The following is a 352-nucleotide window of genomic DNA, read 5'->3' as shown; positions in this document are numbered from 1 at the left end:
GAGACGAAACCGGAGGTGAAGACCAGGGCGGCTTCCTTGCCGTGCAGGTCGGCCAGCTCATGCTCGAGTTCGACCAACGGGTTGGACGTGCCGGAAATGTTGCGGGTGCCGCCGGCGCCAGAGCCCATCTTGCCGGCCGCCCTCTGGAACGCGGCGATGACGTCGGCGTGCTGGCCCATGCCAAGATAGTCGTTGGAGCACCAGACGGTGATTTCCTCGGCGCGGCCGTTGGAACGCCAGATGGCGCGCGGAAACTTGCCCGCGATGCGCTCTAGATCGGCGAAGACGCGGTAGCGACGCTCGGCATGGAGCTGGTCGATCGCGTCCTCGAAGAACCGCTGGTAATTCATGT

1 protein-coding gene is annotated in these 352 nt (G+C 64.8%); it reads right to left on the bottom strand.

Features of this window, described 5'->3' with window-relative positions; translation table 11 throughout:
- Positions 1-350, bottom strand: a 350-nt coding sequence (locus EN824_RS33855; RefSeq protein ID WP_135933189.1) for an aminotransferase class I/II-fold pyridoxal phosphate-dependent enzyme, incomplete at its 3' end; no start/stop codon positions are given.
- Positions 351-352 lie beyond the last annotated feature (2 nt).

Source organism: Mesorhizobium sp. M8A.F.Ca.ET.181.01.1.1 (assembly GCF_004792025.1).
Classification (GTDB): Bacteria; Pseudomonadota; Alphaproteobacteria; order Rhizobiales; family Rhizobiaceae; genus Mesorhizobium.
This window is presented reverse-complemented; position numbering and strand designations above follow the sequence as displayed.